This window comes from Haladaptatus caseinilyticus, assembly GCF_026248685.1.
In the GTDB taxonomy this organism is placed as follows: Archaea; Halobacteriota; Halobacteria; order Halobacteriales; family Haladaptataceae; genus Haladaptatus; species Haladaptatus caseinilyticus.
Map to the genome: position 1 here is coordinate 158,315 of NZ_CP111041.1, position 22,099 is coordinate 180,413.

At 52.0% G+C, this 22,099-nt stretch carries 24 protein-coding genes; 10 read left to right on the forward strand and 14 right to left on the reverse strand.

Going from position 1 to position 22,099, the window contains the following annotated elements:
* Positions 1-113: 113 nt before the first annotated feature.
* A complete protein-coding gene (locus tag OOF89_RS20810) occupies positions 114-1,493 on the forward strand; it encodes a C69 family dipeptidase (RefSeq protein ID WP_266082572.1) in 1,380 nt (459 codons plus the stop codon).
* 329 nt (positions 1,494-1,822) lie between these two features.
* On the opposite strand, the gene OOF89_RS20815 is transcribed toward OOF89_RS20810, so the two are convergent.
* From OOF89_RS20815 to OOF89_RS20860, 10 genes are all read right to left on the reverse strand, one after another.
* Positions 1,823-2,902, reverse strand: a complete 1,080-nt coding sequence (locus OOF89_RS20815) for a LeuA family protein (protein ID WP_266082574.1) — start codon at positions 2,900-2,902, stop codon at positions 1,823-1,825.
* Entirely contained in the window at positions 2,899-4,212 is a 1,314-nt protein-coding gene (locus OOF89_RS20820) for a CaiB/BaiF CoA transferase family protein (RefSeq protein WP_266082576.1), read from the reverse strand. Before OOF89_RS20820 ends, OOF89_RS20815 begins: the two co-directional genes overlap by 4 nt.
* A 20-nt stretch (positions 4,213-4,232) precedes the next feature.
* Positions 4,233-5,363 (reverse strand): ABC transporter ATP-binding protein, encoded by a 1,131-nt coding sequence (locus tag OOF89_RS20825; protein WP_266082578.1) that lies wholly within the window; start codon positions 5,361-5,363, stop codon positions 4,233-4,235.
* Positions 5,363-6,235, reverse strand: coding sequence for a carbohydrate ABC transporter permease (locus tag OOF89_RS20830; RefSeq protein WP_266082580.1), 873 nt, complete (start codon positions 6,233-6,235; stop codon positions 5,363-5,365). Before OOF89_RS20830 ends, OOF89_RS20825 begins: the two co-directional genes overlap by 1 nt.
* Positions 6,235-7,146, reverse strand: a complete 912-nt coding sequence (locus OOF89_RS20835; protein WP_266082582.1) for a carbohydrate ABC transporter permease — start codon at positions 7,144-7,146, stop codon at positions 6,235-6,237. The genes OOF89_RS20830 and OOF89_RS20835 overlap by 1 nt, the downstream gene beginning before the upstream one ends.
* A gap of 12 nt (positions 7,147-7,158) precedes the next feature.
* Positions 7,159-8,496, reverse strand: a complete 1,338-nt coding sequence (locus OOF89_RS20840) for an ABC transporter substrate-binding protein (RefSeq protein ID WP_266082584.1) — start codon at positions 8,494-8,496, stop codon at positions 7,159-7,161.
* A 71-nt stretch (positions 8,497-8,567) separates the two neighbouring features.
* The gene (locus OOF89_RS20845; protein ID WP_266082586.1) at positions 8,568-9,248 is read right to left on the reverse strand and encodes a helix-turn-helix domain-containing protein; all 681 of its coding nucleotides are present in this window, start codon (positions 9,246-9,248) and stop codon (positions 8,568-8,570) included.
* A 547-nt stretch (positions 9,249-9,795) separates the two neighbouring features.
* Positions 9,796-9,936, reverse strand: a complete 141-nt coding sequence (locus OOF89_RS20850) for a hypothetical protein (protein ID WP_266082588.1) — start codon at positions 9,934-9,936, stop codon at positions 9,796-9,798.
* 213 nt (positions 9,937-10,149) lie between these two features.
* Complete coding sequence (locus OOF89_RS20855; RefSeq protein ID WP_266082590.1) at positions 10,150-10,542, reverse strand: universal stress protein; 393 nt, start codon at positions 10,540-10,542, stop codon at positions 10,150-10,152.
* A gap of 226 nt (positions 10,543-10,768) precedes the next feature.
* Entirely contained in the window at positions 10,769-10,993 is a 225-nt protein-coding gene (locus OOF89_RS20860) for an SWIM zinc finger family protein (protein ID WP_266082592.1), read from the reverse strand.
* Between the two features lie 367 nt (positions 10,994-11,360).
* Here OOF89_RS20860 and OOF89_RS20865 point away from each other — a divergent pair, with 367 nt between their 5' ends.
* Positions 11,361-11,576: a hypothetical protein gene (locus tag OOF89_RS20865; protein WP_266082594.1), complete on the forward strand. Its 216-nt coding sequence runs from the start codon at positions 11,361-11,363 to the stop codon at positions 11,574-11,576.
* 108 nt (positions 11,577-11,684) lie between these two features.
* Here OOF89_RS20865 and OOF89_RS20870 read toward each other — a convergent pair whose 3' ends face one another.
* Entirely contained in the window at positions 11,685-12,053 is a 369-nt protein-coding gene (locus tag OOF89_RS20870) for a DoxX family protein (protein ID WP_266082596.1), read from the reverse strand.
* A gap of 372 nt (positions 12,054-12,425) precedes the next feature.
* On the opposite strand from OOF89_RS20870, the gene OOF89_RS20875 reads away from it, so the two are divergent.
* The 6 genes from OOF89_RS20875 (at position 12,426) to bioD (ending at position 18,104) form a co-directional block, all read left to right on the forward strand.
* Positions 12,426-12,794, forward strand: coding sequence for a helix-turn-helix domain-containing protein (locus OOF89_RS20875; RefSeq protein ID WP_266082598.1), 369 nt, complete (start codon positions 12,426-12,428; stop codon positions 12,792-12,794).
* Between the two features lie 174 nt (positions 12,795-12,968).
* On the forward strand, positions 12,969-13,553 hold the full coding sequence (locus OOF89_RS20880; protein WP_266082796.1) for an SDR family oxidoreductase: 585 nt from the start codon (positions 12,969-12,971) through the stop codon (positions 13,551-13,553).
* A gap of 444 nt (positions 13,554-13,997) precedes the next feature.
* Positions 13,998-15,110, forward strand: a complete 1,113-nt coding sequence (gene bioB, locus OOF89_RS20885; RefSeq protein ID WP_266082600.1) for a biotin synthase BioB — start codon at positions 13,998-14,000, stop codon at positions 15,108-15,110.
* A 1-nt stretch (position 15,111) separates the two neighbouring features.
* A complete protein-coding gene (locus tag OOF89_RS20890; RefSeq protein WP_266082602.1) occupies positions 15,112-16,179 on the forward strand; it encodes a saccharopine dehydrogenase family protein in 1,068 nt (355 codons plus the stop codon).
* Complete coding sequence (locus OOF89_RS20895) at positions 16,180-17,436, forward strand: aminotransferase class I/II-fold pyridoxal phosphate-dependent enzyme (RefSeq protein ID WP_266082603.1); 1,257 nt, start codon at positions 16,180-16,182, stop codon at positions 17,434-17,436.
* The gene (gene bioD, locus OOF89_RS20900; RefSeq protein ID WP_266082604.1) at positions 17,433-18,104 is read left to right on the forward strand and encodes a dethiobiotin synthase; all 672 of its coding nucleotides are present in this window, start codon (positions 17,433-17,435) and stop codon (positions 18,102-18,104) included. The genes OOF89_RS20895 and bioD overlap by 4 nt, the downstream gene beginning before the upstream one ends.
* A gap of 273 nt (positions 18,105-18,377) precedes the next feature.
* Here bioD and OOF89_RS20905 read toward each other — a convergent pair whose 3' ends face one another.
* On the reverse strand, positions 18,378-18,575 hold the full coding sequence (locus OOF89_RS20905) for a hypothetical protein (RefSeq protein ID WP_266082606.1): 198 nt from the start codon (positions 18,573-18,575) through the stop codon (positions 18,378-18,380).
* 165 nt (positions 18,576-18,740) lie between these two features.
* Between OOF89_RS20905 and OOF89_RS20910 the strand changes: the two genes are divergently transcribed.
* Positions 18,741-18,938 (forward strand): DUF7557 family protein, encoded by a 198-nt coding sequence (locus OOF89_RS20910; protein ID WP_266082609.1) that lies wholly within the window; start codon positions 18,741-18,743, stop codon positions 18,936-18,938.
* Positions 18,935-19,333 carry a PIN domain-containing protein gene (locus OOF89_RS20915; protein ID WP_266082610.1) on the forward strand — a complete coding sequence of 133 codons (399 nt, stop codon included), beginning with the start codon at positions 18,935-18,937 and terminating at the stop codon, positions 19,331-19,333. The genes OOF89_RS20910 and OOF89_RS20915 overlap by 4 nt, the downstream gene beginning before the upstream one ends.
* Before the next feature lie 601 nt (positions 19,334-19,934).
* Here the strand turns inward: OOF89_RS20915 and OOF89_RS20920 are convergent.
* Both OOF89_RS20920 and OOF89_RS20925 read right to left on the reverse strand, forming a co-directional pair.
* Positions 19,935-21,449, reverse strand: a complete 1,515-nt coding sequence (locus OOF89_RS20920; protein ID WP_266082612.1) for an MATE family efflux transporter — start codon at positions 21,447-21,449, stop codon at positions 19,935-19,937.
* Complete coding sequence (locus OOF89_RS20925) at positions 21,446-22,042, reverse strand: TetR/AcrR family transcriptional regulator (protein WP_266082614.1); 597 nt, start codon at positions 22,040-22,042, stop codon at positions 21,446-21,448. The genes OOF89_RS20920 and OOF89_RS20925 overlap by 4 nt, the downstream gene beginning before the upstream one ends.
* Positions 22,043-22,099 lie beyond the last annotated feature (57 nt).

Genomic DNA, 22,099 nt, shown 5'->3' on the forward strand with positions numbered 1-22,099 from the left:
AAAGTGCCCATAGCACAGGGATTTAAACGTTGATTCCGATAGTTCACTCGGAAGCCATGTCCGAACCCATAAACAGACCGTTTAGCTGTGATAACGCTGTCGTATTATCCGACGTGACAAGCTCCAAAAACGTGATTTTCGGGAAAAACAGTGATCGACCCGCGTTCGAGTGTCAGCCGATAATCTACGGAGATGCAAAGAAACCGTCTTCAGAAGCGACTCTAAAGCTCGCAAATTGTGAACTTGCACAACCGTCGAAAACCTATGCGACACTCGGAACTGCCCCATACTGGTGTTGGGGCTATGAGCTTGGTGTCAACGAACATAATGTCGTCATTGGGAACGAGGCCGTCTTTACGGAGCCCTGGAAGGAGGCGCTTGACGCTGTTGAGCAGAGTAAATCGACCGAGAAAGGAATTTTAGGGATGGAATATGTACGCCTTGGTCTTGAGCGAGCGACGACTGCCGAAGAAGCGGTCAAAGTTATCAGCAATTTACTCGAAGACTATGGTCAGTTCGGTTCGGCAGTCGCAGGTGATGATATCGAGGACGGAGCATACGACAACTCATACCTCATTGCAGACTCAGATGAAGCATGGATCCTGGAAACGGCCGGTTATCGGTGGGCAGCGAAGCGTATTTCGGCTGGATCAGAATCGATTTCTAACGAATTATCGATTCGCTATTCATGGACGAAAGGGTCGGATGATTTGGTTGCCAATGCTAAAACACAGGGCTGGTGGCCACATGATCGAGAACCGTTCGATTTCGCTGATGCGTATACTGACCACTCGACTCCACTCCAGGTATCTCGTATCAGATACAAACGTTCACAAGATCTACTCAATAATTTCACCGGCGACGGAAATTTCAATATTGATTCAATGCAGCAAATTCTCAGAGACCATTATGAAGATACATTTCTTGAGGGCCCGAAATTCAATGCGGCACTGCCGGATTTCCTAACGATTTGTATGCACTCATCACCAGCAGAATTCACTTGGGGTGATAGCGTCAGTTCAGCTATTTTCGAGTTACCATCCGATAATGACGGGTTTGCGAAAATGTGGTGGACACCAGGACCCCCATGCATCGGCGTGTACGTGCCCTTCTACATCGAGAGTGAAACTGTTCCAACAGTCGTTTCAAAGGCTGGAACAGCATCTCGAGAGGTTACACATCCGACAGAGGCGACCAAAGATGAATACGAAGACGGATCGTACTGGTGGGAATTCAAGCGTCTCTTGGAGACGGCGAAGGCTGATGAATACGGTCGGGATTTCAAAATGAACCAGAAAATCATTCGAAGTCGTTTCGACGAGCTAGAAAAGAAGTTTCAAAATCAAGCTAATGATAGAGAAACGAAAGCGCGTGAACTTTACGACGAGGGGCGGGTCGAGGAGGGAAAAGATATGTTGGCATCGTTCACCGAATCCTGTGTCTCAGAAGTTCGTAGAGAAATAGACCGAATGACACAGATGCTTACTCATTGAATTAATAGTGGGTTCTCTTGCTAACAATGATTTCGTTTATAAGTCGCTCTGGGGTGCTGCCACTGACATTGACCGTCTTCGGAGAGCGTCTATCAGAGTCGAATTCATGGCTCTGTTGAAAATCTTAACAGATGATACAAAGTGCGTGTTGAAGGCAGAAACTTGAGTTCAGCAGTTAGATACAGTCGCACAGGTAAGACGGAAAGACGCGATCATGATTGGAGTGGTTAACTGAGAAGTAATGATGAGAAGGTCCAACGTGCTGGGCAATTCACAATAATCCGAACGAATAGAGATAGTTTGAACTCTACAGAGCCAACAGCGATGACTCAGTTAACCTCTTTTGCAAGGGATATCGCTTCATCAAATGACAACTTTTCTTGAGAGTCCGTTTGAAGTAGTTCTAATAATCGATCGATTTGTCCTTCAGTTGCTTGTTTATCGCACCGTTCTAAGAGCCGTCGTGCGGCACCCCGGCCAGTAGCGTTACCGAAGAGAAGTTGCCGTTTGCCACCGAACTGAGCTGGGTCGAACGGCTCGAATGTGCTTGGTTTGTTTAGCATCGCTGCGGTGTGAAGACCGGACTCATGGGAAAACACTTCCCTTCCGAGGAGCGATTTTTCGGGTTTTACATCTTCGTCCAAGGTAGCGAGAACACTCTTAGTGACGGGAAGTAGCTTGTTTTCGGTGACGTCGATATCAATTGATTCGTCTCCAACGATAGTCGCAGCAACGAACTCTTCTAGGGCAGCATTTCCAGCTCGCTCACCAAGACCAGCAACTGAGAGATCCACTTTACCGACGCCAAGACGACCAGCCGCAAGTGCATTTGCTGTCCCAACACCGAGATCGTCATGGAAATGGGCACCGATATTGGAGAGTTCGGTGTTGAGTGCTTTGAGGTGTTTAACGACATCTGCTGGGGTTCGACTACCTACTGTATCAGCAATCGTATAGAGTTCTGCATCAACGGCATCAAACAAGTCATCAAGAGCGGCGGGCTCTGTTCGGAATCCGTCCATCGCACTAAAGTGTACTTCGACACCGTGATCGTGGGCGACGGTAGCAGCCTCAATTACTTTCTCCGACAACTCGTTTCGATCTATTCCAAGGATGTGGTCAAGTTGGCGGTCACTAGTTGGGGCGAATAGATCAACCACGTCTACCCCGGCTTCGATTGCAGCCATCACATCGCTCGGAATTGAACGGGCGATTCCAGTAGTGGAGGCGTTCAAATCAGTGCGATCACAGACTGCTGCTGTTCGGCTATCTGCAATTGGAAACCCAATTTGTATGTAGTCCACGCCGAGCGAATCCAATTCGCGCGCGGCGGAGATCTTCTGATCTACTGAGTAGTGAACACCGGGCCGTTGCTCGCCTTCGCGTAGCGTAAGATCAAGCAGTTTCATACGACCCCCTCCTCTTGAAGACGTTCAATTCGTTCCGTATCATAGCCACATGCTGCAAGGACAGCGGCGGTATCCTCACCTAGTGCCGGCGGGTCGGTGGACTTGACTCGATCGAATCCAGTGGTGTGTGCTGGGAATCTTGGAGTCAGTATACGATCACCGTCGCCCTCCGTTGCTCGGACTTCGCTCAGAGCATCGGTTGCTTCGAGATGCGGGTCAGTAGAGACATCGGCAGTATCGTTTACCGGTGCCACCGGAACACTAGCCTCTTGTAGGCATTCGACTAGATCCGTTGCGGTGTACTCTTCACAAATCGATTGGACGTGCTCGTTGAGTACTTCACGGTTTTCGAGTCGATTTGGAAGCGTATCGAATCGTTCGTCTGTATGCAGATCAACGTCGAGTGCCTCACAGAAGCGAAGCCATTGCTTCTCTGACGACGGCCCGATGAACACCCATTGGTCATCCTTGGACTGAAAGACATCGTAGGGTGCCCATCCAGGATGACTTGCACCCATTGGCTCAGGAATGTCATCGTACGCTTGGGTGTACGCTAGCCAGTATCCCATCAGTGCAACAGTACTCTCAAAGAGTGGGACGGTTATGTGCTGACCTTCGCCGGTAGCATCGCGGTGGCGAATTGCTGCCAATATTGTGAGCGCACCATACAGTGACGCCGCCATATCTGAGAGACTCGTGCCAGAACGAACGGGAGGAGTAGCGGGTTGACCCGTAACGCTCATCACTCCAGAAAGTGCCTCAGCAACGGGGTCAAGCGCCGGGAATTTCTCGTACGGTCCTGGATTAAACCCTTTTATTGAGCAGTAAACTAACGCGTCGTTGAACCGATTCAGATCGTCGTAGCCAACGTCAAGACGATCAGCAGTTCCCGCCGCAAAGTTTTCGACGAGAACATCGGCTTCGCGAACGAGATCACGGAATACAGCATTTCCTTGGTCAGATTTAAGATCGATAGTGATACTGAGTTTGTTTCGATTGACGTAGTTGAATGAGCTATTGCCGATTGGACTCGAATCACGGACAGCGTCGCCGTGCTCGGGGTGTTCAACTTTAATGACTTCTGCACCCAGATCAGCTAATAACATTGAACAGAACGGTCCAGCAATAATATGACCGAGTTCGAGAACTGTAACATCCGAGAGGGGATGACCATCCGCACCGGGAAGTAAGTCAGAGGAAATTCGACCACCATCCGTTCGAATGTTACAATCGTTATAAGAATTGAATGAGTTTTGCTTATCAGTGTCGTCTGATTGACTGTTCGTCGTAGGTTGATAATCGTCTGTCATATATTTGTTTTTATTAGTGATTACTGCTGTTGTTTCGGGGAGTGATTCGTAAGTTCGCCACCGTGACAAATTGTCTGTCCGTTGTCATCGAACACGAACAAATCATCCTTGTCAAACCCAACGACGATTTCGTCTCCGTGATTGACGTGACCGAGAGTGGAAGACACGACATCGACATTATTACCGGCGGTTGAGTGTCCATGAACGACGAATTCCGTTCCTAGTTGCTCCACAACGTCAACAATCACGGTGAATTGATGCTCACCGGCATCGGGGGAAAGGTACTGCGGACGGATTCCGAGGGTAATCGGCTGTCCGATGTGGTTCGCAAAGTGATCAACTGGTGCCGAAATCTCGAACCCGTTTCCATCGAGGACGTATGAGCCGTCGTGTTCGACGACTGTTGTGGGGAGCAGGTTCGTCGAGGGGGTTCCGATAAATCGGCTGACGTACTTCGAGACGGGTCGGTCAAATAACTCGCCAGGAGGGGCAAACTGTTCGAGCTGCCCATTATTGAGAAGGACGACCTGGTCACTCATCGTCATTGCTTCCGTTTGGTCGTGTGTTACATAGACCATCGTCGCATCGAGTTCCTGATGCAACCGCTGAACCTCAACTCGAAGCTCGGCTTTCAGTTGTGCATCGAGATCGCTCATCGGTTCATCGAGCAGGAGGATATCTGGGTCTTGAACAAAGGCCGAACCCAATGCCACTCGTTGTTGCTGCCCCCCTGAGAGTTCTGCAGGCATTTTCTCTAACTGCTCGGAGATCTGGAGTACTGCAGCGGCATCATCGATGCGGCAGTCGCGTTCCTCCTGTGGAACCCCTTGGACCTTCAACCCGTAGCCGATGTTTTGCCGAACGGACATATGTGGGTACAGTGCGATAGACTGGAAAACCATCGCACAATTTCGATCCTGGGGAGACAGGTCGGTGACATCCTGCTCTCCGAAAGCTATCTGGCCTTGCGAGGGTGTTTCTAACCCGGCAATCATTCGCAACGTCGTCGTTTTGCCACAACCAGAGGGACCGACAAGCGTTGTGAACGATCCCTCGGGGATCGACAGCGATAAATCATCGACGGCGACGTGGACGGTACCGGCGGATCGATACTCCTTGTGAACGGATTCGAGGTGAATTGGACGTGCCATTATTCGAGGCCTCCTACGTTGAATCCCTGAAGCAGGTAGTTCTGCAGAAACAGGGCAATGAGAAACGGTGGGATACAAATCAGCAGCGAAACTGCCATTGTCTCTCCCCAGCCGATCGTGACACGGTCAAGGAACAGGCTCGCTCCGACCGTGATGGTGTACATTTTGTCGCTGCTCATGACGACGCGGGCCATGGTGAAGTCGTTCCATGCAACCGCAAACGCGAAGATGGATGCTGAGATGTAACCTGGACGTGCAATTGGAAGAACGACATCCCAGAGTGTACGCGTTCGACTCGCTCCCTTGATCCATGCGGACTCTTCTAGCGATATTGGAATCGTCTGAAAGTACTGCCACATGAGCCAGATGGTGAACGGTGCAGAAATGCCGGTCAACGCCATCGCGAGCGCGAAGTAGCTATTCAGTAGCCCGAGCGTGTAGAAGATGACGTAGAGTGGTATCGCCAGTACTATCGGGCTAAACATGTATGCGAACAACACTGCCCGTGCCGCGAGTGTCTTTCCGGTGAAATCAAAGCGAGTGAGGCCATAGCCTGCTGCTACCGCGAGTGCAGTGGACATCAGCGTCGAACTTGCAGTGACGATAATACTATTTGTGAAATAGCGAACTGTGTTTGTTTCCTCGAATAGTATCCGGAAGTTTCTGAACGTCACCGAATCGATCAACAAGTGAACCGCCCCACCTTCGAACACTGCTGCGGGTGATTGTACTGCAATTGCGATCATGATGTAGACTGGAAAAGTCACAAATACGGCCACCAGCAACGCCGTGAGAATCACGGCGATACGTTTTACTCGCTGTTGAATATGTTGAGGAAGAACCGATCCAGCGGCCCCTTCACCGAACGACATCAATGAGTCACCTCCTTTTCGGGTTCAAACACGGAGAAATAGACCACGGCCACGCCTGCGAGCAGGAAAAACATGATTCCTGCGAGTGCCGTCGCGCCACCGAAGTCAACCGCTTCGAATGCAAGCTCGTATACACGAATAGGTAAGGTAGTCGTCGCTTTCAGCGGACCCCCTCGCGTCGAGAGGTAGATAATGTCGAACTTGTTGAACATCCAAATTCCTCGTACGAGAAGGATGATGAGGATGGCCCCACGCAAGTGCGGAAGGGTGATGTCCCGGAACGCTTGCCATGTCGAGGCGCCCTCAACCCGAGCCCGTTCGTAGAGATTCGGGTCGATGGCCTGCAAGCGTGCTAAGAGAATGAAAAAGGAAAACGATCCAAATTTCCACACACTGGCGATGACTACCGCGGGCATCGCCCATTTGAGGGTTGAGAAGAACGCAATGGGATCCTCAATGTAACCTACTTGAATGAGCCATTGATTGAGAACCCCGACGTTCGGGTCAAGGATGAACTTCCAAATGAAAATGACAACTAGTGTTGGCAGAAGATACGGGAAGATCATCATCGTCCGGAGAATACTTCCACCTTGGATCTCTTGATTGACGACAAGCGCTAGCCCAAGGCCGACAAGCAAACTAAGGACGGTAGACGAGAGGGCATAGACAATACTATGCCACAGGAAAGTCGGAAAGTCGCTGCTCGTTAGGATATCGACGTAGTTCCATAGACCCGTGAATATCGCGGCGCCAGTCGGATCGTGGAGAAGGCTCATCCAAAGGGCATAGCCAATGGGGATAAGCCAGACGATCGTAAAGAACGCTGCAAATGGGATGAATGTCGCCAATAGCAGCAACTGCCGTTCGTCAAGGTGAGTGAACGAGGACTTGAGGGAATTTACCGTACTCATGGGAGTCAGTGATTAGCCCTGGAGCCCTCGCAGCTTTTTTGCGACCCAATCGACGGTCTGCTCGGGAGACTTGCCCCCCACGAGCATCTGTTCGGACGATTGACCGAGCACCTGCTGACCGTACGCGTCAGCAGCGACGATATTTGGCTGGCCGTTCTTGCCCGTCGCCAGAATTGACGTAAATGCGTCCCAGTTGTTCCGAACGAGATCGAGTACGGCCATATGTTGTTTGATCGTCTCGTTGTTTTTCACCGCGTCACTGTTCAACATCTTCTTCGTCGGCGGGAACTGGAACAACGGTGCGGAGAGGACAAAGTCCATAAACTTGTCCGATTTGCTGAAGAAATTCACGAATTTTTTCGCACCCTCTGTTGCCTTGCCATGCTTCCAAACGACGTGGCCCTCCATGTACGCCCACCACTTATCCTGCTTTTTACTGCTCGGAGCAGGGAATGGCGTTGGAGACAGTTTTTCCACGAGATCTGGTCGATTAGAAGCAATCGTGAGGATTGGCAGTCCACCAACACTCATGATCGCAGCAGCGTTCTCTTGTTGGAGTGCGGCGATTGCGTCGCCCCATTCCCACCCCGCTCCGTTTGGGGAATACTCAGCCATCTGTTTGATCCATCTGTACGTCTCGACGGCGCGCTTTCTGTTGTCACCCTTGTCGATAGTGACTTTGATATTATCGGACGATCCGCTGTAGAGGTTAACACCGTTCTGCCAGTGGTATTGGGTGATTTGAGTGTCAGCATTGTTTGTCTGGCCTGATTGTATGACGTATCCTTTGATGTTCTCTTGCTCTGAGACTCGCTTAGCTTCTGATGTCCATTTCTCCCACGTCGTGGGGTTCTCATAATAGAGGTCATTACGGTACCACCCCATCAGGGGTTCGACCATGGTCGCGGCAAAGTACGACTCTCCATCGATGTTAACAGGATCCGGAAAACCTGTTCCTTGGACTGCGTCACTGACCGGTGCAAGATTACCATTACGCTGGTAACGGTACGCGTCTGCCGACGTGTCGAAGACAACGTCCGGGGGATTGCCCGCTGCCTTCATTTTCTGTAACTGCTCGTCGGTTGATTTCCCCTTGGACGTATACGTGACTTCGACCGTGTAATCGTGTTTCTTTTCAAACTCGGAAATTATCTGGTCGATAACTTTTTTCGAATCGCCACGATCCGAGAGATACTGGATTTTCTTCGACTGGTCACCATTCTGCCCTCCATTTTGCCCTCCTTTTGACTCGCTGTCGTCCGGTCTACTGGTACATCCTGCAGCGGCGACGACCGATCCGGTTCCAGCTAGTTGGAGAAACCGTCTTCGTGTTGTGGGGTCATGAGCCATGTTAATATACGACACCCCTGATGAGAGAAGGTTCTCTCCCCTTCACTTGTTGGCTCTTTAAAAGTCACAGTCTAATTCATTTTCTTTATTGGAGGTTCACGGCTGACTTGGTGCTCGTCTCCACCAAACTCCTCACTCTGCACGCATTGGTTCAAAACGTTTCTAAGCAGTGTCCGCTCTGCTTTTCGGAGATGTTCGAGAAAGGTAGTGTGACTAATTCCTAGTTCAGCAGCCAGCGATTCTGCATCCATCTCACGGGGCCACTCGTAATACCCACCGTCGAGAGCAGTATTGATTACCTCTGCTTGTCTATCCGAGAGGAGCCCTTCCGAGGCGCGATACGGTGTGAGCTGTGTAAGTTGTACAGTTCCGATCTCACGGAGTTCACCGACGATATTTCGGAGGTCTTCTCGTCGGAAGACAATGATATTGAACACTCGCTGTGTGCCACTCACTCGGTCCCACCATTGGAGCATGCCATGATTCCGTCTGATAATGGGAAGAGCCCCACAGGAACGCTTGGTGAGTTTGATATGGGTCGTGTCAATCTGCTTGACGTGTTTTACCTGCTCAGAATTTTCGAATGCGTTGATAAACTCCTCAACTTTGTTCTCAGCATTGATGACGAAATTAATATACTCATCGTCGAGAACCTCCTCGTGATTTGCGGTGAACGACGTATTCCAGCGACTAGTAACCTCACTCAGGATACAGTCCGTTTGCAGGTCTAAGTAGAGCTTTGCCTTTAACATTCGGTAGCTATTACCATACTACTCTCATTAACGTTTGGAATACGTTTTTTCTGGGAGTTTTAAGTCAAATCGTGAATGAGTTTGTGGCACACCATTGAATCGAATTGCTCCCATCTATGCTGTTCGTAGGCCGTCCAGGTCAGCGCAATTGTGATTGCCTCTGTTGTCGGGTCGTACTTCGTGACGCCCGCCTGTCATTGGGCACGCTTCGAGACCTTCCAAACATTCACTTCGGCTACGAGTTCGCGAAGTATGTGGATATAAGTCCCCATATATTTAATGATAGATTTAATATATCCTATAATACAATCAGATCACAGCAACAGTCGAAGCAAAACGAATCGTTTCCAGAAATGAAATAATGGTCACGAATCTGATCACAAATGCTGCATCTCCGAGGAGATTGTTGCTTGGGCCCCGTTTGGATACTTTCGTTCATGTTGCCCGTGGTCACCCTAGTTTTCCATAAGTATTATGTCAGGGTACATCTTCACGTGAAGGTCAATTATTGGCAAATGGGATTCTAGGAAGAGTAGTTCGGCAGTTCCTATCGCCTGGTCCTCACGCATGGCCAGCACGGGAAGTCACCGAGGCCCTCACAGTCGCAGTCTTCGGTGTCGGTCTCGTTGTCCTCTGCTGGGAAGGCGTCGAGCGTCCTGTCGTCCGTTGCGTTCTCGATGACAGTCATGTGTTTGCAGAAGGCGTTCCGGTGAACATGGTGCGGGCATGTGCAGGCCATCGCGCCGTCCGTTACGTGATCTAGCGTGACGATGTGTAGTGTTTAACGGGTTTTTCGGGGTTCTCGTTGGTCACGTCGATGAGTCCCTGGGTATCGATATCGAACGCACACATATCAGTTTATAAATATATGGGGTTTCTCAAGCCAAATTTCATAGAACCGTCACGGAATAATTGTTACGGGAACGGTTCCCGCTCGTGAAACTCGTCTAGTTGCACTCCCTATAATTGCATTGTCGACCGCCCCCTTACCATGATGACCCATGATCACATGGTCATACTCGTTTTCCTCTACGAGCTGGATGATCAGATTCCCGATACGATTTCCGGGACGAAAATCAAGTTCGGGATTGATTTCTACTCGTAGGTCAGCATCGACATTTTCCTTGTCAAGTATCTCCCGTGCTTTCGTTAGAACTTCTTTGCCAATATCTGATTTTTCACCCCGGAAATGTACTACTTCAAGACGCGCATCATAACAATGTACCAGTTCAGTCGCATACTGAACAGCATCCATACTGGGTTTTGACCCATCAACCGGCACGAGCAATTGCATACACAAAGAATGCCATACAGATCGATAAAACAGAGGTTGACGTCCAGTAGAATCGATACTGCAACATACCACTCTAGTATTCTCTACTTGGAATCAAATAGATCTCATACGAATTCATTGCCCTGGTTTGCCACAAACCATTGCGATACGGGCGAGTGGGCAATAATAGGATTCTGAGTGTAGCTGATATTGCGCAAGAATCTTCCTCAAATCACAAGATTGGTGGTTAGTTCGGCAGTTCTTTCCGTCCCGTTCGCATGCACGGCCAGCATGGGAAGCCACTGAGACCGTCACAGTCGCAGTTGTCTGGTTCGGCATCGCATTCGTCCTCCGAGGGGAAGGCCTTGAGCGTCCCGTCGTTGGTTGCGTTTTCGATGGCCGCCATATGTTTGCAGTAGGCGTTCCGGTAGACGTGGTGCGGGCACGTGCAGGCTATTAGTTCCTCAGTCACGTCGTCAATGGAGACGGTATACTGGTGGTCAGCGGGGTTCTCGTGGCTCTCGTTGGTGACGTCGACCTGTCCGGGGACTTCGAGGCGGAAGCCGAACTGTTCCCACTGCGCGCGTTTCTGTGCCGTCTCGTCAGATTATGTGTTGCGTAGGCGGTTTCGTACTCATAGTCTTTCAGAGTTGCATTTGGAAAACCGGTGCCGGGTGTTAGAGCACCCGGTGCGTTTCTACACACGCCCGAGGACACCGTTCTTCCTACGCTAAACTATGTATTAATGCATAGCAAAGCTACCGGCTTTGCATTAGTGCATGGAATTAAAGTAGGCAGAGGTGCATAGATTGAACTATATTGGTACAAAACCGCAGGTAATGAGTCGATATCGAGCGATCATGACGGAGACCGATCGAGAACATATTAGCGGCGAAAGCGACTCCTCAAACCAACAGCGCGATCAAGCCGTCTATCGGGTGAGTAAGCGGATTACCGAGGAACTTCCGAAAGATAATGCTGTACTTGCCGAGCATCGACCTGACAAGCTCGTAGAACTCCGTGAAATTGTTTGTGAGGAAGTCGACGAAGAATGAGTGATCGTACTGGTTTTTCGGCTGGGTATACCCGTTACGATATCTGCTATCGTTGAGTGGCCGATTGAGTCCGGAAATAGACGAAGACTACTGTTGTAATTTTAATACTTAGAATGAAGGTAGCGAAAAAATCGTGACGATGAGTCCGGCGATGAAGTATATTGAAGGTCCAACATACCTCCAGAGTGGATCATCAACCCGGAAAAAATGCGTCAGGATGGCCCCTATCATCGTGGCGACTATTAAGACCCCACCAAGAATAGCGAGAATCGGCGCGAATAGAAGACCGACGAGCAACCCGAGACCGCCAATAACTTCGATGCCACCGGTAACGAATCGAAACCACTCTGGGTAGCCGTACCGCTTAAAATCCTTTTTCACAATGTCAACGCCGATAATCTTCACGCTGCCTGCACCGACCATGATGAGTCCGAGCAGTCCTTGCACAATAGGGATGGCCGTTTCAAGTATATTCATGGCTATTCACTACTTGCTACGCTAAGCGAGACCACGGATTTGTGCGTGAATACATTCACCCTTTTAAGTCACTGCGAGTCTGTTAAACCACTCGTCATCCAACTTTGGCGTGGTATGCCTCGTGTACACCTGAAAACCAAGATTGGGGCAGACGACGATAATTTCCTGGCTAGTGTCTCAACCGATTTTTCGAGCACCGAGTTTAAGATTCTAACTAGCAATCCTACAGACAACGGCGTACTCGAAATCATAGAAGTAACGACATCAGAAAGGGACGCCATCATTCGCCGGTTCGACGACGCACCGGAGGTGTACTCGTCCGAAGTTCTCCATTCCGACGAGGAAATAGTATTGATCCAGTTGATATTTTCGATGCCGTCAACGTATGAGGCAAGGCTTGCGACGGGGAACCTTCCACGATTTCCGATCATTATCCGAGATGGGTGGTTATCAAGTGAACTAATCGGTTCACAGGAGCAGTTGTCGGAATACACGACCGAGTTATCGGCGGCTGACATCCCCTATGAGATTCTATCGCTCACGCAATCATACGGAGCGAGCGGACTCCTCACCGAGCGTCAACGAGAGTTCATTACTGAAGCGGTTGAACGCGGCTATTACGACAGTCCACGTGGCTGTACGCTCGTCGAGCTTGCAGAAAGGTTCGGAGTCAGTCAATCGGCAGCTAGTGGCGTTCTGCATCGAGGTGAAGGCCAAATCATCAAGGAGTTCATCTCATAGGTGATAAAGATAGACGGAATGTCGAGGGTGTCCGCCCATTGAGCGAACATTGAGTCTAATCTATTTCTGGGAAGAAGCGTAGAGATAATGCAGCTTTCTGACGTCTATTTTCCTGATTAGGCGTATGGTCACCAGAGTCTTTGGAATGGCAACCGTTTCAATACCGAACGAATAATAGATGTACTCGTTGCAGGCTCCCACGGTCAAGTCGGACAGCACATTACAAATCTACTGGCGCAGAGTGATCACACCGTTCGAGGAATGGTTCGAGACGATCGTCACGTAGAAGATATCGAAGATCTCGGAGCAGAGGCAGTCGTTGCAGACCTCACACAGGATGTGTCGCATGCAGTTGAAGGATGTGATGCAATTATTTTTGCTGCCGGATCTGGTGGCGATGACGTGTGGGGAGTTGATCGAGATGGAGGATTCAATTTGATTGAAGCTGCAGAAAATCAAGATGTCGAACGGTTTGTGATGCTAAGCTCAATCAATGCCGACTCACCCGAAGAGAGCCCCGAAGCATTCCAAGAGAGTGAGTTACTCTATACGATTGTTCGTCCAGGCCCGTTAACGAATGAGCCGAGTACTGGTCAAATCAAAATTGGGGATGATCTTGAGCGAGGTGGAGATATTCCGCGTGCCGATGTTGCACAGACACTCGTTACTGCGCTCTCCATGGAAGGTACATATGGGGAGACGTTCGAAATCCTTTTAGGCGAGACACGGATCCAAACAGCGTTAGCAGAGCTTGAATAGTATGCTCAAGTGAACTAAGAAATGATTCTCACAGCACAATATCAGAAGTTAAAGTCGAGGACTTTGGTGCGGTGAAGCGTTCGCAGTGCTGCGAGGTATCGAGCGTGCCGGTCCAGCGAGTGAACGTCCGCCCGTGATCCGCGTCGCCGAACTCGTGGTACTGCCAAGCGCGAATGAGTTCGTGGCGAACAGTCGAACTAAACTGTTCTCAGCCGTGGTACTCGAACGCGTCTTACACGGGTGAAATCATAGTATCGTCCGTCTTGGAAATCCAACTATGCACGTTGGATCGTACCATACCTCAATCAACATTTGTATTTATATTTGTATTTATACGAAGGTGAGTCGGGATCGCCGAGATGTTGTCATAACAAAATAAGCTTGAACAATAATAGTAATATCGATGGCATAAATCTTTTATTCTCGTCAACCGGCGTTAGATTCGTGGTTGACGAGATTGAGAATGCGACGGTAGATAATGCTGTCGAGCGCGTGTTGACAGGTAAACAGCTAGACCGGCGCGATGGATTGGCGCTCATCGCACAACCAGTTGAGGAGCTCGCATTCGCTGCTGACTACGTACGCTCGCAGTTCGGCGACGATACTGTCGATGCCTGCTCGATCGTAAATGCAAAAGCGGGCAACTGTGCAGAAGACTGTGGATTCTGTGCGCAATCAGTCCATTTCGACACCGATATCGACACATACGGATTTCTCGATCCGGAAGAAATACTCGCTGCCGCAACGCGAGCTGAACGTGATGGCGCCCAACGGTTTGGTATTGTTGTCGCTGAAAAAGGTGTTTCCAAGGAACAACGTCCGAAGGAATGGCGAGAGGTACTCCGAGCTATTCGAATGGTTCGCGACGAAACCGACGTAGAGGTCGACGCTTCACTTGGAATTCTTACAGAAGAGGAAGCTCAAATCCTTGCGGAAGAAGGAATTAATCACTATAACCACAATATTGAAACTTCACCGCGATTCTTCCCAGAAATCGTTGATAGCCACTCCTTTGAGGATCGAGTCAAAACCCTAGAAATAGCAAAAGACGCAGGAATGGACTTGTGTGCTGGCGTTATTCTCGGTATGGGTGAGGCTCCCACGGATCGAGTGGATGCGGCCATTGCTCTCCAGAGTATTGGTGTGTCTTCACTCCCAGTAAACATCCTCAATCCTGTTGAGGGGACAACACTCGGCGACAAATTCGGAGATTCTGCAGACATTTCCACCGAAGAGATTATCAAAACCATCGCTGTCTACCGGCTTCTCCACCCTGAAGCCAGAGTACGACTGACCGGTGGTCGTGAGGTTAATCTCGGCAAAGACGAACAACATTTGCCATTTGAGGCTGGTGCCGACGGTATACTGACCGGAGATTACCTCACGACTTCTGGCCAGTCTCCCGGAGGAGACATCGAAGTGATAGAGCGTGCTGGGTTGGAACCCAACCTAGAAGTAAATGAGTATGACATAGAGGCTGTCAAGAAACGTACGAGAGAGCAATCCTCAGTCGAAACGGCAGCAGATGCGAGTAACAAAATAAAACTAGACGACTAGCATGGACGAAATCAATTTCGCGGTACTCGGGACAGGTGGTATCGGTCGACGAACGCTTGAAGTTTCGAAGGACAAGGAGGCGTTAACACCCGTTGCGGCGTGTGACCGTCACGGAGTCGCCATCGACCACGACGGGCTCGATGTAGATGAATTACTGAAGGCGACGGAGGGAAATATCGCGAGCGATCCGGAAAATCGTGATATAGCTACAGACGGCGGTTCGACGGCTGTAAAAGGTGGGATCAAGCAAACTGGAGAAAATGGAGGAGTTATTGCGTCCTCTCAGGCTGATTCTTCGGAGACACCGATTGGCGATATTATTGCAGAGAGCGGACAGATCGACGCCGTACTTATCGCACTTCCGAACTTCGAACACGACTTCATTCCACGGGTCGCCGACCGTTTTGCGGAGGCCAACTATTCTGGCGTTCTCGTCGACGTGCTGAAGCGCTCACGAGTCATCACCATGCTCGACGACCGAATGGAGACTTTTAAGGAAAAGGGGATCACGTTCGTCTGTGGTGCCGGTGCGACACCCGGTTTCCTTACTGGTGCAGCGGCTATCGCAGCCCAGTCATTCGTTGAGATCGAGGCGGTCGAAATCTGGTGGGGTGTCGGTCTCAAATCCGGTTATAAGGACAATCGTGGCACCGTTCGCGAAGATATCGCTCATCTGCCGGAGTACAACATTCAGGACGCCCGCGACATGAGTGACGGGGAGATTGAGGCAATCATTGACGAGCATGATGGCGTCCTTGAATTCGAGGACATGGAGCACGCCGATGACATACTCTTGGAACGAGCCGGTATCTGTAACGCCGAAGACGTGACTGTCAGTGGCATTCTTGACGTCACATCTGATGAAAAACCCACAACGACAACTGTGCGCGTCACTGGGAAAACCTTCGACGGAGAAACGGGAACCAACACATTCCAGCTCGACAATAACACGAGTATGGAGGCGAATGTTAACGGACCAGCCCTTGGGTATTTGAAAACCGGTGTTCGTCGCAACCAGGCGGGTGAATATGGGGTCTTTGGGCCTGTAGATTTGATGCCCGGATTCTAAATGTACGGCGACACATACCACGGGACGGGTTCGAATGCTGAGGCAGACCGGGATAACAAACGGGGATTCGACCTATCAGTACGTCTCGCCGAACGCGAGCAACAAACTCTCAAGCGAAATCTTACACCGGTTGATCAGGTTGCCGCATGCAGTCACATGGCTCCCGATCCGAAGGGATTGCCGCCTGAATATGGTGATGAGAATCAATTGGTGTTTGCGGCGAATAACTATCTTGGGCTTACGGTTGACAAACGAGTCCAACAGGCTGCCGCTACCGCAGCACGAGAAATTGGAACTGGTGCAGGCGCGAGCCGGCTCGTGACTGGAGACACACAAATCCACCGTGCCCTTGAACGCGACATCGCCGAGACCAAGAACACTGAGCGATCGCTCGTGTTTTCATCGGGCTATGTAACTAACGTCGGTGTACTCTCCGCACTGAATCCTGATGTTATCATTTCTGATGAGCTAAATCACGCGAGCATCATCGATGGCTGCCGGCTGACTAATGCGGAGACATTAGTGTACGACCACTGCGATCCCGAGAGCCTCCATGTGACACTCGAGCAGCGAGCACGCGAGGGAAATTCCGACGAGTCATGGCTAATCGTCACTGACTCCGTCTTTAGCATGGATGGTGACATAGCACCGTTACGGAAGATCTGCACTATTGTTGAAGAGTTCGACGCATGGCTGATGGTTGACGAAGCACATGCGACTGGGCTGTACGAGGACGGTGGCGGTATTGTCCAACACGAAGGGCTCTCAGATCGGATTCACATCCAGATGGGTACACTTTCGAAAGCCTTTGCGAGTCAGGGTGGGTATGTTGCTGGTTCCGAGGATCTAATCGAGTACCTGCTAAACGCCGCCCGTTCGTTCGTGTTCTCGACAGGGCTTGCACCTCCGGCTGCAGCGGCGGCACGCGAAGCGTTGTCTATCGCTCGCAGCGGTGATCGCTCTGCGCAACTATGGAGGAATGTGGAATGGCTACGCGATGGACTCGAAGAGATGGGATATGAAGTCTGGGGGGAAACCCAGATCCTACCGGTCATTATTGGTAATCGGGAAGACACGATGGCTTTGGATGATCGTCTGCGTGAGCAAAACGTCGTTGCTCCAGGGATGCGACCACCAACAGTACCTGAAGGAACCAGTCGGATTCGCGTAGCACCGATGGCAAGTCATACTAACGAGGACATTGACCGCTGTCTGACGGCCTTCCGAAAAGCTGGTCGAGACCTAGATTTGCTATGACCGATGATTTTGTAGTCGTTGGAACTGACACAGGCGTTGGAAAAACTGTCGTAACCGCGGGTCTCGTGGGGATGCTTCGAACAGATGGTATTGACGCAAAGGCGATTAAGCCATGCCAAACTGGCTATCCCCCAGACGACGACGCTGGATTCGTTGCTGAGGCCTGTGGGACTGAAGCTGCGGCCGCCTGTCTTCGGCGGTTGAAACCGGCTCTCGCTCCCGAAGTGGCAGCCGAGCTAGAAGGTGTGACCCTCTCCTATGCGAAGATACTGAACGAGTGTGAACAGGCGATTGCCGACGCGGAATGCGGTGTCGTCGAAGGTATCGGTGGTCTTCGAGTCCCATTAGCTGACGGTCGGGAAGTAATCGACCTTGTAGCTGACTTGGATTTGTCCGCGGTGGTGGTTGCTCGATCAGGGCTCGGGACACTGAATCATACGATGTTGACTGTTGAGGCGCTCCGTCAACGGCAGACTCCGATTCTCGGGATCGTTCTCAACGAGTATGACGGTACAACTGTCGTCGAACGGACGAATCCGAAGATGATCGAGAAAATGACTAAGCAAGAAGTATGGACTCTTCCACCGTTAGACCTGACTGACCCAAGGGCAGCTGTCGAAGGTGCCACTGAGTATCTTTCGCAATCTCTTCTCGAAGACTTCGAATAGTCACTTGGTTTCTACACAGATCCAGTGTCTCCCATCCAATCTTTCGTTGGTCTCTTACGCGGATAGAATCGTCGCTTCGTTCGTTCAGGGATGTACTTTGTGACGCTTGCCTGTTACTGAACACAGTACAAAACCACTTAATCGGTCGCCTCGACCGGCAGCTCTGGGAAGTGCTCGGCGGCGACCATCGTAGCGTGCTATTGTGCTCGGTCGAGTCGGTCGTAGCGTTCAAGCTTTCCGTGAGCATTCGCTGGTCAGTGATATCCGAGACCGTCACTTAGTGTACCATGGATAAAAGAGCTGAAGTGGTGGTTCGTTCGGTAGTTCTTTCCGTCCCGTTCGCACGCACGGCCAGCATGGGAAGCCACTGAGACCGTCACAGACGCAGTCGTCTGGTGCGGTATCGTTGTCGTCCTCCGAGGGGAATACGTCGAGCGTTCCCTCTTCGGTTGCGGTTTCGAGGGCGGCCATGTGCTTGCTTAGGGCCCCGCTCGGCCTGAAATCCCATTGTGGAATTCCCCCGCTTAAAGTCGCGGGAGGAGGTCAACTCGGATAGCAACGCAAACAGTTCTGTACTAACCCATCAGGCAGGGAGTCAGCGTAAACTAATTACGTTTGTATGCAGTCCGTATACACATGAGCACGTCGATCAGAGTATCTGATGAGACAAAACGAATGTTGAAGAGTCTAAAAAGAGACGAAGAAACATTTGATGAGCTCCTTGAACGCCTTGCACAGAGTGAGAAACCCATCGATATCGGTGCCTGGGACAAGGAAGACGCCGAACGGGCGCGGGAGGCTGTGAAACGATCCCGGGAGAGCTTCAAGCGGTGACATTCCTTGATAGTTCCGTCATTATCGATATGCTAGAGGGTGTCCCCGATGTAGTTGAGGCCGTAGAAGAACGCGGTCAACCATATCTCACCTCTTCACTTTGTGTGTTCGAGGTTTTATATGGAACAGTTGGTAGCGGTAAGACCGATGTTGTCGAAGTGCGTCAGCAATTCGGTGGCGTCCGAGCGTTGGAATTGAACGAGCAAATCGCATTGGAGGCAGCACGGATGCAAGATACGTTGATGAATGATGGCCAACGGATGGCTGCACGCGACCTGCTTATTGCTGCGACTGCAAAATCCACTGGGGACGAACTCGTAGTCGCCGACCGTGATTTCGAGACCAATTATCTCAGTGAGATAATGGACGTCACGAATCTCAGCCCCAAAAAGTAATCTCTTCTCGTGAAACCATACACCAATAATTCTTCATCTCGATATTAGGTACACCTGGGTTTTGGTGAGGTCATCTCGCGGGTTTCCGCCCGCGAACCTTCATCCACAATTTCGCAGAGAAACATCTGTACTAACGATCAATATCTGCTCGCTACTGCTCAGTCCCTTCGGACCGTGTATACTACATGACGAGCAAGATCGCGAAAGAACTTGGATGGTCACGACGGTCGGCCTATAACGTTTTCACTCGACTCCATGAGAGCGACGAGATTTGAAACAAGAAGCCCGAGGCGCGTCGAGTGATCTGAATTCGACCGGAATAGATGTCAGTCTATAGCGGAATGTAACCGTTTGTTCTCTACGTTCTCTGAAACGCGGAAGCACCATGTCGCAGCTTATCGGGACTGTTGAACAACTAGTCGAGCATGGAGACACGCAAGGCCGAACCGATTGGCGGTAGACCAGCCGACACGGGGAACTGACCACAATCGGTCCCTCGCTGACTAGGCCGATCCAACTGCGAACGAGATGCTGTTGCTGTCACTCGACGATGGACCTACTGTTGGCGTCGCAGGAACTGACGATCAAGAATCCGAATGGGTCAGTCGTCGCTCGGCGTCGGACCGGGGGTACGGTCGAGGCTGGCGTTCCGCCACGTCCCGCGCTGGTACCAGAGGTAGGCGACCGTCGCGCCGAACACGTTCGAGAGCGCGAACGACAGCCAGAGCCCGTTCGGGCCCAGCGAGAGCGTCTCGGACCCCAGCCACGCGATCGGCAGGCGGAACACCATCAGCGTCCCCACGGAAATGATCGCGGCCGTGGTGGTCTTACCGGCACCGCGGAAGCTGCCGTTGTAGGCGCGCATGATCCCCATGAAGCCGAACGTAGGGGCGACGAACCGCATGAACTGTGCACCGACCTCGATCACCCGTTGTGCGTTGGTCTGATCCCCGCCGACGAAGATCGAGACGATCGGTTCGGCCCAGACGAACGCGATCACGCCCACCGCCGAGAGGATCAGGAACGACGCCTTCGACGCGAACGCGGCGGTCGCGGCCGCGCGGTCGGGCTTGTCAGCACCGATGTTCTGGCCGCTCATCGTCTCGACGCCCCGGGCCATCGCGATGGCGGGCATAAACACCACCGAGAGCACGCGGGTGCCGATCCCGTACGCCGACACCACAGGGGTGGCGAACAGGCCGACGACGATCAGCAGGAGGTTCACCGAGAGCGCTCGCCCAACGCCCTCGACGGAGGCGGGGACGCCGATATCGAGGATGCGCCGCGCGAAGTCGAGATCCGGTCCCATGTCGCCCAGCCGGATTTGGACGCCCTGATTGCCCCGGTACATGATCCACAGGCCGATGAGGAACGCAACCGCCCGGGAGAGCACGGTCGCGACCGCGGCGCCGCGGAGGCCGTCGCCGGTATAGCCCGTCATCGTGAACAGCTGCTCCTGTAATCCGGGCATCCCAACCATCGCGAACAGGGGGTTGTTCTGGAACCCGAAAATGAAGAATGGGTCGAGCACGATGTTGATGACCACCGAGATCCCCATCACGATCATCGGCGTCACCGTGTCTCCCGCCCCGCGCATCAAGGAGATGAACATGATGAAACCGAACATAAACACTAGCCCCAGCGAGATTACCTCCATGTAGTTGACCGCCAGTGGCTTCACGTCGGGCGAGGCGCCATAGATCTGAACCAGCGTTTCCACGACGAAGTAGCCGACGGTGCCCAGCACGATCGAGGTGACGACCGCGAAGGAGATGGTTTGGGAGGCGGCGTAGTCGGCCTCGCGCTCGTCTCCGGCACCGATGTTCTGGGCGATAATCACGCTGCCCGCGACCGAGAGCCCCATCCCTAGCGAGATCAGCAGGAACACCATCGGGAACGCGAAGCTGATCGCGGCGAGTGCCTCGGTGCTGTAGCGACCCACCCAGAACGTGTCCGCGAGGTTGTACGCGGTCTGGAACAGGTTCGTGATGACGATCGGGATCGCGAGGACGAACAGCGGCCTGCCGATGCCGCCCTCCGTCAAGTCGAGCTCTTCCTGGTTGAACGCCCGCTCGAACAGCCGGCGGGCACCCGACAGGCGGTTGCGGAGGCTCACTGCCCACCCTCGTCGGCGACGATCATCGAGTCGATGTGGGTCCGGAGGGTCTCGCGTGCCTCATCAACAGAGCGCCCGACCGCGACGCTACGGACGTGGGCACCGTTGAACACAGTCACGAGGAAATCCGCCGACGCTTCGACGTCGAGGTCGGCCCGGAATTCCCCGTTCTCGACGCCCGCCGCGAGATGGTTCTCGACGTGTTCCCGTAGCGTTCGGTCATGGGCCTGCAGGTGCTGGCGGAACGCCTCGTCGTAGGGACCCTGTGCCTTTAGTTCCAACACGGCCGTCTGGAAGCCCCGATCCGGGGCGTCGTCGTCCGGCGGAAACAGCACCGTGTCGATCAGGTTCCACAGGCGGTCGTGTGCGGTATCCCCCTCCACGGCGTCGAGCCGTTCGGTGAAACTCTCCAGCAGGTCGTCGAAAAACGAGACCAGTAGATCGTGCTTGCTGTCGTAATGGTAGTGAAGGGTCGATTTGCTCTTGTCCGTCTCCGCGGCGATATCCTCCATGGTTACCTCCGCGTATCCATGCTTACAGAGTGCGCGGTAGGTCGCCACGACGATGTCGCTGGTTGACTCTCCGGAGCTCATACTGACTGACTAGTTAGTCAAACTGTTGGGTCAATCAAAAGGCCTGCGGTTCCGGCG

Bases quoted from the DNA above. Each gene is read 5' to 3' on its own strand.
- OOF89_RS20870 (WP_266082596.1), bottom strand. From the start codon at position 12,053: ATGAATATACTTGAAACGGCCATCCCTATTGTGCAAGGACTGCTCGGA.
- OOF89_RS20815 (WP_266082574.1), bottom strand. From the start codon at position 2,902: ATGAAACTGCTTGATCTTACGCTACGCGAAGGCGAGCAACGGCCCGGT.
- OOF89_RS20830 (WP_266082580.1), bottom strand. From the start codon at position 6,235: ATGTCGTTCGGTGAAGGGGCCGCTGGATCGGTTCTTCCTCAACATATT.
- OOF89_RS20850 (WP_266082588.1), bottom strand. From the start codon at position 9,936: ATGACTGTCATCGAGAACGCAACGGACGACAGGACGCTCGACGCCTTC.
- OOF89_RS20845 (WP_266082586.1), bottom strand. From the start codon at position 9,248: ATGTTAAAGGCAAAGCTCTACTTAGACCTGCAAACGGACTGTATCCTG.
- OOF89_RS20875 (WP_266082598.1), top strand. From the start codon at position 12,426: ATGCCGTCAACGTATGAGGCAAGGCTTGCGACGGGGAACCTTCCACGA.
- OOF89_RS20905 (WP_266082606.1), bottom strand. From the start codon at position 18,575: ATGGCCGCCCTCGAAACCGCAACCGAAGAGGGAACGCTCGACGTATTC.
- OOF89_RS20820 (WP_266082576.1), bottom strand. From the start codon at position 4,212: ATGACAGACGATTATCAACCTACGACGAACAGTCAATCAGACGACACT.
- bioD (WP_266082604.1), top strand. From the start codon at position 17,433: ATGACCGATGATTTTGTAGTCGTTGGAACTGACACAGGCGTTGGAAAA.
- OOF89_RS20890 (WP_266082602.1), top strand. From the start codon at position 15,112: ATGGACGAAATCAATTTCGCGGTACTCGGGACAGGTGGTATCGGTCGA.
- OOF89_RS20895 (WP_266082603.1), top strand. From the start codon at position 16,180: ATGTACGGCGACACATACCACGGGACGGGTTCGAATGCTGAGGCAGAC.
- OOF89_RS20835 (WP_266082582.1), bottom strand. From the start codon at position 7,146: ATGAGTACGGTAAATTCCCTCAAGTCCTCGTTCACTCACCTTGACGAA.
- OOF89_RS20925 (WP_266082614.1), bottom strand. From the start codon at position 22,042: ATGAGCTCCGGAGAGTCAACCAGCGACATCGTCGTGGCGACCTACCGC.
- OOF89_RS20910 (WP_266082609.1), top strand. From the start codon at position 18,741: ATGAGCACGTCGATCAGAGTATCTGATGAGACAAAACGAATGTTGAAG.
- OOF89_RS20865 (WP_266082594.1), top strand. From the start codon at position 11,361: ATGAGTCGATATCGAGCGATCATGACGGAGACCGATCGAGAACATATT.
- OOF89_RS20825 (WP_266082578.1), bottom strand. From the start codon at position 5,363: ATGGCACGTCCAATTCACCTCGAATCCGTTCACAAGGAGTATCGATCC.
- OOF89_RS20840 (WP_266082584.1), bottom strand. From the start codon at position 8,496: ATGGCTCATGACCCCACAACACGAAGACGGTTTCTCCAACTAGCTGGA.
- OOF89_RS20855 (WP_266082590.1), bottom strand. From the start codon at position 10,542: ATGCAATTGCTCGTGCCGGTTGATGGGTCAAAACCCAGTATGGATGCT.